Origin of the sequence: Dongia soli, from assembly GCF_034044715.1 — a bacterium.
GTDB classification, from domain to species: Bacteria; Pseudomonadota; Alphaproteobacteria; order Dongiales; family Dongiaceae; genus Dongia_B; species Dongia_B soli.
The window spans coordinates 1090896-1103198 of sequence record NZ_JAXCLW010000001.1 but is presented as its reverse complement, the minus strand read 5'-3'; the positions used below and the strand labels follow the sequence as shown (position 1 = coordinate 1103198).

The window sequence follows — 12303 nt, the reverse complement described above, 5'->3', positions numbered from 1 at the left end:
CAATTGAATTTGTTAACTATTTCCCGGATTCGGGCTGAAATGCTTCTCGAATTTATCAGCCACGCCCTTCCAATCATCAGCATCCGCCGGGGCTTCCCCCTTGCGCGTGATGTTCGGCCATTGCGTGGCATATTGACGGTTAATTTCCAGCCACTTTTCCATGCCGCCTTCACTGTCCGGCAGAATTGCATCGGCGGGGCATTCCGGCTCGCAGACACCGCAATCGATGCACTCATCCGGATGGATCACCAGCATGTTCTCGCCGACGTAAAAGCAATCGACCGGACAGACCTCGACGCAGTCCATGTACTTGCACTTGATGCAAGCTTCCGTCACCACATAGGCCATAGCCGTCTCCTGCTCTTCTACGCTTCCGCGTCACTACCGACAATCGCGCGGCCTGTTACCACGTCATCCGGGCGCGGCGCAACCACATCCCTCGCTGACGACGTCAATCAGCCGGCCGGACGCTGCATATCAGCCATCGGCCCACGACATCCAGGGATTCAGTCATCACCCTGCAAGCGTGTGATCGCGCGCCGCTCACGCTTCGTCGGCCGGCCGCTACCCGCATCCCGGTGCGCGCCAGCTGCCAGATCCTCGTCATGCAAGTTGTCCGCATCTGGCGTCGTCGCCTTGCGGGGCATCGGCGGATCGAGATCGAGATAGAGCTGCTGTGCTTCCACCGCCGGACCGCGGCGCTGGCCAAGCGCCACCACCCTGATGACCCGGATATGCGGTCCAAGGGCAAAGGTCAAGACATCGCCGGGCCGTATCGCGTAATGCGCCTTCGCCGTCGGCACATTGTTGACCCGCATACGTCCTTCTTCGACCAGCCTGCTCGCCAGGCTGCGGCTTTTCACAAAGCGCGCGAACCACAGCCATTTATCCAGACGCAGACTGGACGTATCGCCGGCGGCATCAGTCATCGCGCAGTCATCCTCGCATCACCTGTTCCCGTTGACGTCAGCTCTCGGCCTTCAAGCCCGCCAGTACTGCGAAAGGCGAACGCGGGTCGATATCGGGCTTGTGTTGGGCCTGGCGCTTGCGCCGACGTGCAAAGCCGCTGGCCCCGCCGCGCTCCTTGGGCACGAAGCCCAATGCTCGCAAGACCGGTGCGATCAAGGCCGCCGGCATGTTCAACTGTGTCGGCAATGTCTCATCCGCCAGATCAAGCCGTCGCGCCTCTGCCAGCCGGTGCAGATCGCCTGACCACCGCTCCAGCCGGCCGAAATCGACCACATGACCGGCGATCAAGCGCCGCCCACCGACCCGCGCGGTCGCATCATCCATCCCGACCGGCGCGGCCGCCAGTTCCGGCAAGGGCGCGATCGGCAGCTTCAGGCGCCGATGCACCGCATGCAGCAGCAACAGCAAGCGGCGCTGCCGCCGATCGTTCAGGCGTTGGACCCAGACCGTCTCGCGCCCGATCCTGAGGCCGAGCGATGACAATTGCTGCCGCTCCTCGCGGCTGAGGGCGGCAAGCTGCGGGGCGATCTCGCTGCGCGGCATGGCGCCGAGATGCTCGACCAGTTGGTAGGCAAGGCCGCGCGCTGACGGCGGCAAGCTCGCCTCCGCTGCGGCGAAAAGCGGCTTCAGGCGGCGGCGCAGATAGGGTGTGAGCCATTGCTTCAGCCGCTGCTCGATCGCCTGGCGCTGGCGGCCGTCCAGCAGGTCGTCATGCAGCAGTTGAATCTGCGGCTTCAACGGCGCATCGCCGGCGATAAGCCGCGCGATCACCGCGTCGTTCCATTGCAGGCGACCTTCATCATTGAGGCGGAAATGCTCGTCCGGGGCTGCCACGACCTGGCCGACACGCTGCGCCACCGCCGGGCCCAAGGCACGTCGGGCCGCCGCCAGCAATGGCTTGGTTTCAATGCGGCCGGCGAAATCCGCGGCCTCGGCCAAAGGCGTGAAGGCAAAGCCGCGCAAGGTTCCGACCGCGTGGCCTTCGACCAGCACCTCATCGCTTTCCGTCACCACGCCATAGAGGCGACCACCACTTTGCAGGTGGCGATGCAACGCCGCGTGGCGCTTGTCGATGAAGCGCTGCGTCAGCGCGTCATGCAGGGCATCGGACAGCCGTTCTTCGATCGCCTGCGCCCTGCCCTGCCAATGGCCGGGATCGGCGATCCAGTCGCCACGATGGGCGACATAAGCCCAGGTGCGGATATGGGCGAGGCGTTGGGTCAGCTGATCGATATCGCCATCGGTCCGATCAAGCTGCGCCAATTGTCCCGCCACCCAATCGACCGGCAGGCGTCCGGGGATACGCAGTCCCGCCGTCAGATGCCGGAACATTTGCCCCAGCAGCCGCACATGGGCATCGGCCATCAGCTTGCGGAAATCGGGGATCTGGCAGACCTCCCACAGCAAGGCGACACGAGCTCGATCCTGCGCCAACGCCACGATCTCCGGGTCGCGCGCCAGATATTGCAAGGCGAGATGATCCTCGCCCTCCTGTTGGCGGATCAGGCCGGGATGTGCTGGCCGGGCTTCCAGGCTGCGGAGCAAGCGTTCGACGCTGCGGAAATCGAGATCGGCATTGCGCCACATCAAATGCGGCAAGGGATCGAAGCGATGCGCTTCGACTGCTTCCACCACATCCGCTTCCATCTCGCCGGCATCGGCCGTTGTACCGAAGGTGCCGTCGGTCATATGTCGCCCGGCCCGGCCGGCGATCTGGCCGATCTCGGCTTTGGTCAGCGGCCGCGGCACGCGCCCGTCGAATTTGCGCAAGCTCGCAAAGGCAACATGACGCACATCCATGTTCAATCCCATGCCGATCGCATCGGTCGCGACAAGATAATCGACCTCGCCCGATTGATAGAGCGCGACCTGTGCATTGCGGGTGCGCGGCGACAAGGCGCCCATGACGATCGCGGCCCCGCCACGCTGACGGCGAATGAGATCGGCAATGGCATAGACATCAGTGGCGGAGAAAGCGACCACCGCAGAGCGCGGTGGCAGACGCGTAATCTTCTTCGCCCCGCTATAGCTCAAAGTCGAAAGACGCGGCCGGTCGAGGAACTCTGTGCCGGGTACCAGGCTGCGGATCCAACGCGCCGCCGTATCCGATCCCATGAACATGGTTTCCGAAAGACCCCGCGCCCGCAGCAGGCGGTCGGTGAAGACATGGCCGCGTTCCGGATCAGCCGCCAATTGAATCTCGTCCACCGCCAGAAAGGCGACGGGACGATCCAGCGGCATCGATTCGACCGTGCAGACGAAATAGCGTGCCGTGCGGGGAATGATTTTCTCTTCGCCGGTAATCAGCGCGACCGAAGCGGCGCCCTTTGCCTTCACCACTCGGTCGTAATTCTCGCGCGCGAGCAGCCGCAGAGGAAACCCGACCATGCCGGTCTGATGCCCCATCAGGCGTTCCATGGCGAGATGGGTCTTGCCCGTATTGGTTGGGCCCAAGACAGCCGTGACGGCAACAGCCTTCTTGCTTGCGTCGGGAGGAACAGCGGCGTGCCGCGGCGATAAAGCGGTCATGATCACAAGATTTGGCCGCAGGCCGCCCGGAATGCAAGCCGGGAAAGCAGGATCGCCGGATTGTCATCCGGCTCGCTTCGAAGGGCAACGAGACGGGCGGGCTAGCCCTTGCGGCGGAAGCGGAAATAAGCCGGTTGCCGCCCCTGGCGAATCGCCTTCTGCTCATAACGGCTGGGCGGCCAGTCTGCCGGACGCTGCAACCAGTCGGCAGGTCCTTCCGCCAGCCAGGTAAGAGCAGGGTGGTCGCTGGCATGGGCCAGGGCCCACCCGATATAGGTCGGGTCGTCGCTGCCGATCCGCAATTCGGCGCCCGGTTTCAGCAACCGCGCGAGCAAATCGAGATTGGCGCGGTTGACGAAGCGGCGCCGGGCATGCCGGATTTTCGGCCAAGGATCGGGGAACAGCAGGAAGAAACGATCGAGGCACTGGTCCGGCAAGGTCGCCAGCAGGTCGCGGGCATCTTCCGGATAGATGCGCACATTGTCCGCGGCCCGGCCCTCCCGCTGGTTTTGCTGCAGGTGGCCCAGTAGGCCGGCAATGCCGTTCAAAAAGACTTCGCAGCCGATGAAGCCGATATCCGGATGAGCAGCCGCCTGTGCCGCCAGATGCTCGCCGCCGCCAAAGCCGAGCTCCAGCCAGATGGCCTGCATCGGCCGTTTGAACAAGCTCTGGAGATCGAGCTTGCCGCCAGCTTGGGGCAAGCTCACCTGCAATTGCGGCAACAGCTCGTCAATCAGCACCTGCTGATTGGAACGCAGCTTGCGGCCCTTGCGGCGGCCATAAAATTTGCGTCGCCGATCCGGTTCGGCCCCGAGGCTCATATCCGGATCGGCGACGCCATGATCACGCGTCATATAGTCGATGCGACAGCTTAGTTGAACGCCGCCTTCAGATCGGCAACGAGATCCAGGCGCTCCCAGGAGAAGCCGCCATCGGCCTCCGGCTCGCGGCCGAAATGGCCATAAGCAGCAGTCCGCGCATAGATCGGCTTGTTGAGGCTGAGATGGGTGCGAATGCCGCGCGGGCTGAGATCCATGAGCTCGCCCAGCACCTTCACCAGCTTCTGCTCATCGATATTGCCGGTGCCATGGGTATTCACATAGACCGAGAGCGGCTTGGAAACACCGATCGCATAAGAGAGCTGGATGGTGCATTTCTCGGCGAGATTGGCGCCGACGACATTCTTCGCCAGATAGCGCGCGGCATAAGCGGCCGAGCGATCAACCTTGGTCGGATCCTTGCCGGAGAAAGCGCCGCCACCATGGGGTGCGGCACCGCCGTAGGTATCGACGATGATCTTGCGGCCGGTCAGGCCGGCATCGCCGTCGGGACCGCCCACCACGAAGCGGCCGGTCGGGTTGACGTAGAAGCTGTCCTCATCGCACATCCAGCCATTGGGCAGCACTTCTTTCACATAGGGCCGCACGATCTCGCGCACCTGGGCCTGATCGAGATCAGCGGCATGCTGGGTCGAGACCACCACCGAGGTGGCGCGCACCGGCTTGCCGTTTTCATAAAGCAGCGTGACCTGGCTCTTGGCATCGGGGCCGAGGCCCTTTTCCTTGCCGGAGCGGCGCGCTTCGGAGAGCAGCTTCAAGATGCGATGGGAGAAATAGATCGGCGCCGGCATGAGCTGATCGGTTTCGCGGCAGGCATAGCCGAACATGATGCCTTGGTCGCCGGCACCTTCGTCCTTGTTGCCGGCGGCATCGACGCCGACGGCGATATCGGCCGATTGCTGATGCACGTAGCAGTCGATATCCGCATTCTTCCAGTGGAAGCCGTCCTGCTCATAGCCGATATCCTTGATCGCCTGGCGGGCGGTTTCCTTGAGCAGGTCGTGCGTGATCGAAGCGGGACCACGTACCTCGCCGGCCAGTACCACCTTGTTGGTGGTTGCCAGGGTTTCCACCGCGACACGGGCCTGCGGGTCAGCCTTCAGATAGATATCGACGATCGAATCGGAAATCCGATCGCAAACCTTGTCCGGATGGCCTTCGGAAACGCTTTCGCTGGTGAAGAGGTAACTGGTTTTGGACACGCTCAAATCCCCGCAATCTGTTTGTCGGTCGGATGAATGGCCGTAAATCAGCGCCAGGCCCGCTCGGGCCGCATGTCACAGATGCGAGTCGACGACCCGCGCTGAAAAGGCGGCGCGGATCATGGTCGAGGGTCAGTCCGGGGTCAAGTCCCGGAATAGTGAACGGATCGCACTCGCGGCACCCTGACATATTTGCCACTACGCAGCCGACTCATGTTGAAAGGATCGCCATCCTGCAATTATTGATTCCGCCTATCGTAGCCGATGCCTTACAGGCATTCCTTCAGACCGGTCGGATGGCTACCTTACTCGTCCTCGCGGAAGGTCTTGGCGATCGACTTCGTCAACTCGAAGATACGCTTGCGGACCTGCGGATCGGTGATCTTGTAATAGGCCCGGACCAATTCCAGTGTTTCCCGCTTGGCCATCGGATCCGGCTCGTATTCCGGTTCCGGTGGCGTGGCGACGCCCATCAGCTTCGAAGGGCTCTTCTCCTGGACGCTGGCCGACATGTCTTCGAAAAAATATGAAACCGGCACATCCAAAACGCGCGCCAGATCGAAAAGGCGGCTCGAGCCGACCCGATTGGCACCACGTTCGTATTTCTGGACCTGCTGAAAGGTGAGACCGATCGCCTCACCCAGTTTCTCCTGGCTCATGCCAAGCAACGTTCGACGCAGACGAATCCGGCTACCGACGTGAACGTCGATCGGATTGGGATAACCCCTGCTGGCCATACGACCTGAGGACTTGCGACCTCGCGGCATGGGATACCTCTCTTTCTGCAGAAAAGACGCGTTTAATTACGCCTAAACGTATGTTTCGTTCATTGTTTGATAAGCCGTAAATAGGCATACGACAATATGAGGGTCAAACAAAAATAGAGAGCAACTGTAAAAAACTCACGTTATTGTGAAATGGGCCTGTTTATTCCCGTTTTCCAATAGCTTACACCGACCGCTGCAAGCCCGGCGCATAGCGAAAATAGGACGGATATCACAATCCCATAACGCGCAAACGTCGTCATGTTTTGCAACTTTTCTGGTAGGGCAACATCGAGTATTCCAGCGGTGCCGAGGGGCAGTGAGGCCAGCACCCGACCATACGGATCGACGGAGCCGGAAATGCCCGTATTAGCAGCACGAATCAAAGGTAATCCCTCTTCCACGGCCCGGTATCTGGCGCTTACAAAATGCTGGTAGGGACCGGTGCTGGTGCCGAACCAACCGTCATTGGTTACGTTCAATAACCAGGCAGGCCGGTCGGTTGCATTGGTTACCGCGCCGGGAAAAATTACCTCGTAGCAGATGAGGGCGCCGGCCGGCGGCAGCCCCGGAAGATGCAACGTCTGCGGCCCGGGACCTCGCGAAAAATTGAGCGAGCCGGGAGTTAGCTTATTGATAAAGGGAAAAATATTGCGCAGCGGGACGTATTCCCCGAGCGGTACAAGATGAAACTTGTCGGCAGTCGCGACGACGTTGCCGCTGCTGTCCAGGGCGGCGACCGAGTTCCAGATTTCGCGGATATCGCCGCTGAGCGGTTCCGCCCGCAAGTCCCCCGTCACCAGGAGGCCATTGGGGGGAACGGCGCCGGCCAGATAAGCCCGCAATTGAGGATCGCGCTCCAGGAGAAAGTTGACGGCAGTTTCTGGCCAGATCGCCGCCGTGACATCCCGGAAACCCGGAGTTTCCACCGTCATGTTCCAGTGCTTGTCAACATGGCGGCCACGATTGATGCCACTTAGCTTCTCATCCTGAGGTATGGCCGCCTGGACCAGACGCAACGTCACCCCGGGTACGGTGGCGCCGGAGGCCTGGCCAAGGCGATATTGGCCGCCGGCCCAGAAAGCGACCAGAAACAGAACACCGGCCAGATTGACCCAAAGTGCCTGACGTCGCGGGCCGGTCAGGAACAGCAGAGGCAAAAGCGCCAGCAATACGGTAAACCCGCCCAGACCCCAACTGCCCCATAAGGCGGCCGACTGCATCATCGCGTCATTGATCGACCAGGTATAGGCGATCAGGTTCCAGGGATAACCCGTCAGGATATGGCCGCGCAGCCATTCGGTAATTGGCCAGAGCGCCGCGAAAGTGAGGATCAAGGTCAGCGGACGGAACCGCCAGCGCCACGCCGCTAGCGTGGCCAGGCCAGGATAGATCGCGAGGAAGGCGGCAAGCCCGCCGATCACCGGCGGGATCATCCAGCCGAAATGCGCGGCATCGATCATGAAGGAATTGGCGATCCAGTAATTGCCGACCAGGAAATGCCCCGCTCCCCACCACCAACCGGCGCCAAAGGCGGCACGCGGCCGCTTTGCCGTGATCATCAGCAAGAGCAGACCCACGAAGGCCGGGATCAGCAAGGGCACCCAATTGAATGGCGGCAGCGCCATCGCGCCCAAAGCCCCAAGCATCGCCAGCAGGCCCCGCCGCCGCCAGGGTGACAATCGTCCGCAGCGATCGAGCAAACCGGCGAGGCGTACCGGCTGGTCTTCGGGCAGATGACGCTGGGCGATGGAATGCGAAGTCATGAAGCTTGATCCGGGAATGGAATGCGACGGGAGAGGAAATCGGCTCGGCTGGTTGCCCAACCGCGCCGCAACGATCAGTCGGATGCCGTCTCGTCTGCCGGCGTGGGCAGATTGCGCACCCGCAGTCGCTTGATACGCCGCGGATCCGCATCCAGCACTTCGAAAGCAACGCCTGAGGGATGCGTCACCAATTCGCCGCGGCTCGGCACGCGATCGGTCAGCGACATGACCAAGCCGCCCAGAGTGTCGATATCGGCTTCGCGTTCTTCTTCGGTCAGCACCGGCCCGACCAGTTCCTCGAAATCCTCGATCGGCGTGCGTGCATCGGCGAAGAGCGTGCCATCGGCGCGGCGCACCAGGAAAGGCCCACGGGCCTTGTCATGTTCGTCCTCGATCTCGCCGATGATCTGTTCGATCAGATCCTCGATCGTCACCAGGCCGTCGATACCGCCGAATTCATCCACCACCAGTGCCAGATGCGCCCTCGCCAGCCGCATTTGCAGCAATAGGTCCAGAACGCGGATCGAGGGCGCGATGAACATCGCCTCTCGCATCACCTGCTGCAGCCGAAATGGCGTGTTGTCGACCACGAAGGGCAGCAGATCCTTGATATGCACGATGCCGATGATGTCATCGAGATTTTCGCGGTAGATCGGCAAGCGGGAATGGCCATGCTCGCGTATCATCGTGATCAAATCGTTCAGGCTGATATCCTCCGGCGCGGCCTTGATATCGACCCGCGGCACCATGACGTCGTAAGCAGTCTGGTCGCCGAGCTTCAGGATATTCAGCAGCAGCGAGGATTCGCTGGTGGCAAGGGAATCGTCGCTATCACCTTCGCTTTCCTCGATCAATTCCTCGATCGCATCGCGCAAGGCATTCTCGCCGCCGGGGCGGCGGCGCCAGAAACGCAGCCAGCTTTTGAGACCGAGCTTGGTCTTGGCTTCGTCGAAAGGCTCGCCACGTCCCGTTCGCGAGTGAGAGAGATCGCTCATAATGTCGTCACGTCATCCTAATCGGCGCGGCAATATGGGTTGCCGATCCCCAGCCGCTGCAAGGCGGCAATCTCCAAGGCTTCCATCCGTTCGGCCTCGGCATCCTCCTCGTGATCATAGCCCAAGAGATGCAGCACGCCATGAATCACGAGATGCGTTAAATGATCGTTCAGCGCCTTCCGCTGTTTGGTCGCCTCCTTGCGGACCACGCCCAGCGCGAGAATGACATCACCCAGATGCCAAGGCATGTCAGCATCCGGCTTGCCGGCATCCAACGCAGCGAAAGATAGCACATTGGTCGGCTTATCCTTGCCCCGGTAATCACGATTGAGCTGCCGGACATGCCGGTCGTCGCTGAGCACGATACAAAGCTCATGCGCCTTGCTGGACCCTCGCCAGCCGTCCGCGCGCGCCTGGGTCATGGCTCGCCTCGCCGCTTTGCGCAACAAGCCGGGGATCGCCGGCACTTCGGTGTGCCAATCGTCATTCTCGATCACGACCGCGATCCGCAAGGCAGCCGCACGCGACGGGCTGTTGCGCTTTTGCGCAGCCGAGGCAGAACGGCCAGATCGCCGGGCACCGCCCTTCATGGCCGAACCCATGGTCTCAGGAACGCCGGGAACGCCCGGCAGCGCCCTCTTCGGCATTGCCGGTCAGGCCCAGGCGCCGGTCGCGAGCATCATAGGCGCCGACGATCCGGGCAACCAGCGGATGCCGGACGACGTCGCGTTCATCGAACCGGGTAATGCCGATGGCATCGATGCCCTCGACCGCCTCCAGTGCATCCTTGAGGCCGGATTTCTGGCCGGCCGGCAGATCGATCTGGCTGAGATCGCCGGTCACTGCCATGCGCGAGTTCTCGCCCAGGCGTGTGAGGAACATCTTCATTTGCATTGGCGTCGTGTTCTGCGCCTCGTCCAGGATGACGAAGGAATTCGCCAGGGTCCGACCACGCATGAAGGCAAGCGGCGCCACTTCGATCTCGCCGGAGCTCAGCCGCTTGATCACCTGCTCGCCGGGCAGCATGTCGTGCAAGGCGTCGTAAAGCGGCCGCAGATAGGGATCGACCTTTTCCTTGAGATCGCCGGGCAGGAAGCCGAGGCGTTCACCGGCCTCGACCGCCGGACGCGACAGCACGATGCGATCGACGCTGCCCTTGGTCAGCATGGCGACCGCAACGGCCACGGCGAGATAGGTCTTGCCAGTGCCCGCCGGGCCGATGCCGAAGACCAGCTCGCGGTCATGCAGCTGACGGATATATTTCGCCTGCGTGGCGGAGCGCGGCGTGATATGGCGCCGCTGGGTACGGATCGCCGTACCGTCCTTCATATCATTGCCGAAGAGATTGGGCTCGCCATCTTCGCCGCCGCGTCCATCGCTTCGGCCTTCCGGCCGCGATTCGCTGCGGGCGATGCGCAAGGCGGCGTCGACCTCGTGCTTGTCGACCTCAAGGCCGCGCTTCAGCCGCTGATAGAGTGAGGTCATCACCTGCCGCGCCGTGGTCACCGCCGGCCCGGCACCGGAAATCGTTACCTGGTTGCCGCGCGACACCATGGAAACGCCCAGCTCCCGCTCGATCCGGGCGAGATGCTGGTCATGCTCGCCGAACAGCAGCGGCGTCAAACGGTTGTCGTCGAATTGCAGATGCAAGGGCGGCGCGATCGGACCAATGGGGTCGTAGCTCAAGCGCGCGCCTCCCTCGAAAAGACACCAGCTGCCGGCACGGAGACGGCGGCTGCCGTCTCATCCGTGACCGTGCCTGCCAGACTGAAATGGCTGAGACCGTCAATCCGAACCATGGCGATGCGGCCGATCATCGCATCGGGCGCCATCGCATGAACCGGCTGCAGATAAGGCGATTTGCCGACCAGCTGGCCGGCATATCGGCCCCGCTTCTCGAACAGGACCGGCAAGATCGTGCCGACCATTTGCCGGTTGAAATCGGCGAGCTGCCGGTTGAGCAGTGCCTGCAAACGCTGCAGACGCTCATCCTTGACCGCTTCCGGCACCTGGTTCTCCAAAGCAGCGGCTGGCGTACCGGGACGCATGCTGTATTTGAAGGAGAAGGACTGGGCGAATCCGATCTCCTCGACCAAGGCCATGGTCGCCAGGAAATCGGCCTCGCTTTCGCCGGGAAAGCCAACAATGAAGTCTGAGGACAAGGCGAGATCCGGCCGTGCCGCGCGCAATTTTGCGACGATCTCGCGGAATCGCTCGACCTTGTGCTGCCGATTCATCGCTTCGAGGATGCGATCGGACCCGGATTGCACCGGCAGATGCAGGAACGGCATCAGTTGCGGCACCTCGGCATGGGCGGCGATCAGGTCATCTTCCATATCCCGGGGATGCGAGGTCGTGTAGCGGATGCGGGCGAGACCATCGACCGTTTCGGCGAGATACCGGATCAGGTCGCCGAGACCCCATTCGGCATCGCCGCGCGGTGCCGCGCCGTGATAGGCATTGACGTTCTGGCCGAGCAACGTGATTTCCCGGGCGCCCTGGTCCACCAGGCGGCGGGCCTCAGCCGCGATCTGCACGACCGGACGTGAGAATTCCGCGCCCCGCGTATAAGGCACCACACAGAAGGTGCAGAACTTATCGCAGCCTTCCTGTATCGCCAGGAAGGCCGTCACGCCTTGCGGCACCGTCGCTTCGGGCAGGTGATCGAATTTCGATTCGACCGGAAAGTCGGTGTCCAGCACGCCCGGCCGCGGCGGCAATTGCTTGCGCGAGACGCCGGCGGCCTTGGCGGCGCGGCGGGCAGCGCTGGCCCGGGTCGCCCGCGCCACCATCTCCGGCAGGCGGTGATAGGTCTGGGGCCCCAGCACGATGTCGACTTGCGGCGCGCGGCGCAGGATTTCCGCGCCTTCCGCCTGGGCGACACAGCCGGCGACGGCGATGATCATGTCATTGCCCTCGGCCTGCCGCTGGTCGCGGTCGATCTTCAGCCGCCCGAGTTCGGAAAAGACCTTTTCCGCCGCCTTTTCGCGGATATGGCAGGTATTGAGGATCACCATATCGGCTTTGGCCGGATCATCGGTCGGACCATAGCCGAGCGGCGCCAGGACATCCGCCATGCGGGCGGAGTCATAGACGTTCATCTGGCAGCCATAGGTTTTGATGAAGAGCTTTTTCGCCAAGGTCGTACCGCTCAAAAATCCCCGGCTCGGCTCAATATCGTGATGCAATCGCTCATCAATGTGCAGTCTAGCACGGGACCATGGTCACGTGTACCCGAT

11 protein-coding genes are annotated in these 12303 nt (G+C 62.3%); all 11 read right to left on the bottom strand.

All coding sequences use genetic code 11. The features are described 5' to 3' along the window. Window positions 1-12: 12 nt before the first annotated feature. The 11 genes from fdxA to miaB all read right to left on the bottom strand — a co-directional run bounded on the left by fdxA (window position 13) and on the right by miaB (window position 12204). Complete coding sequence (gene fdxA, locus SMD27_RS05000) at window positions 13-348, bottom strand: ferredoxin FdxA (protein ID WP_320507218.1); 336 nt, start codon at window positions 346-348, stop codon at window positions 13-15. Between the two features lie 158 nt (window positions 349-506). Further along, entirely contained in the window at window positions 507-929 is a 423-nt protein-coding gene (locus tag SMD27_RS04995; protein WP_320507217.1) for an RNA-binding S4 domain-containing protein, read from the bottom strand. A 37-nt stretch (window positions 930-966) separates the two neighbouring features. After that, complete coding sequence (locus SMD27_RS04990) at window positions 967-3498, bottom strand: helicase-related protein (protein ID WP_320507216.1); 2532 nt, start codon at window positions 3496-3498, stop codon at window positions 967-969. Window positions 3499-3599: 101 nt separating this feature from the next. After that, window positions 3600-4352 carry a tRNA (guanine(46)-N(7))-methyltransferase TrmB gene (gene trmB / locus SMD27_RS04985; protein ID WP_320507215.1) on the bottom strand — a complete coding sequence of 251 codons (753 nt, stop codon included), beginning with the start codon at window positions 4350-4352 and terminating at the stop codon, window positions 3600-3602. A gap of 17 nt (window positions 4353-4369) precedes the next feature. After that, complete coding sequence (gene metK, locus SMD27_RS04980; protein ID WP_320507214.1) at window positions 4370-5539, bottom strand: methionine adenosyltransferase; 1170 nt, start codon at window positions 5537-5539, stop codon at window positions 4370-4372. A 305-nt stretch (window positions 5540-5844) separates the two neighbouring features. Beyond that, window positions 5845-6306 carry a helix-turn-helix domain-containing protein gene (locus SMD27_RS04975; protein WP_320507213.1) on the bottom strand — a complete coding sequence of 154 codons (462 nt, stop codon included), beginning with the start codon at window positions 6304-6306 and terminating at the stop codon, window positions 5845-5847. A 140-nt stretch (window positions 6307-6446) separates the two neighbouring features. Further along, window positions 6447-8069, bottom strand: coding sequence for an apolipoprotein N-acyltransferase (gene lnt / locus SMD27_RS04970; RefSeq protein ID WP_320507212.1), 1623 nt, complete (start codon window positions 8067-8069; stop codon window positions 6447-6449). A gap of 74 nt (window positions 8070-8143) precedes the next feature. Further along, window positions 8144-9064, bottom strand: coding sequence for a hemolysin family protein (locus SMD27_RS04965; protein ID WP_320507211.1), 921 nt, complete (start codon window positions 9062-9064; stop codon window positions 8144-8146). A gap of 17 nt (window positions 9065-9081) precedes the next feature. Continuing rightward, window positions 9082-9711 carry an rRNA maturation RNase YbeY gene (gene ybeY / locus SMD27_RS04960; protein WP_320507210.1) on the bottom strand — a complete coding sequence of 210 codons (630 nt, stop codon included), beginning with the start codon at window positions 9709-9711 and terminating at the stop codon, window positions 9082-9084. Continuing rightward, window positions 9671-10750 (bottom strand): PhoH family protein, encoded by a 1080-nt coding sequence (locus SMD27_RS04955; protein ID WP_320507209.1) that lies wholly within the window; start codon window positions 10748-10750, stop codon window positions 9671-9673. The genes ybeY and SMD27_RS04955 overlap by 41 nt, the downstream gene beginning before the upstream one ends. Continuing rightward, window positions 10747-12204, bottom strand: a complete 1458-nt coding sequence (gene miaB / locus SMD27_RS04950; protein ID WP_320507563.1) for a tRNA (N6-isopentenyl adenosine(37)-C2)-methylthiotransferase MiaB — start codon at window positions 12202-12204, stop codon at window positions 10747-10749. Before miaB ends, SMD27_RS04955 begins: the two co-directional genes overlap by 4 nt. Between the last annotated feature and the right edge of the window lie 99 nt (window positions 12205-12303).

Excerpts from the sequence above, each read along its gene's own strand:
- ybeY (WP_320507210.1), bottom strand. The coding sequence starts at position 9,711 with ATGCCGAAGAGGGCGCTGCCGGGCGTTCCCGGCGTTCCTGAGACCATG.
- SMD27_RS04965 (WP_320507211.1), bottom strand. The coding sequence starts at position 9,064 with ATGAGCGATCTCTCTCACTCGCGAACGGGACGTGGCGAGCCTTTCGAC.
- fdxA (WP_320507218.1), bottom strand. The coding sequence starts at position 348 with ATGGCCTATGTGGTGACGGAAGCTTGCATCAAGTGCAAGTACATGGAC.
- trmB (WP_320507215.1), bottom strand. The coding sequence starts at position 4,352 with ATGACGCGTGATCATGGCGTCGCCGATCCGGATATGAGCCTCGGGGCC.
- SMD27_RS04995 (WP_320507217.1), bottom strand. The coding sequence starts at position 929 with ATGACTGATGCCGCCGGCGATACGTCCAGTCTGCGTCTGGATAAATGG.
- lnt (WP_320507212.1), bottom strand. The coding sequence starts at position 8,069 with ATGACTTCGCATTCCATCGCCCAGCGTCATCTGCCCGAAGACCAGCCG.
- SMD27_RS04975 (WP_320507213.1), bottom strand. The coding sequence starts at position 6,306 with ATGCCGCGAGGTCGCAAGTCCTCAGGTCGTATGGCCAGCAGGGGTTAT.
- SMD27_RS04990 (WP_320507216.1), bottom strand. The coding sequence starts at position 3,498 with ATGACCGCTTTATCGCCGCGGCACGCCGCTGTTCCTCCCGACGCAAGC.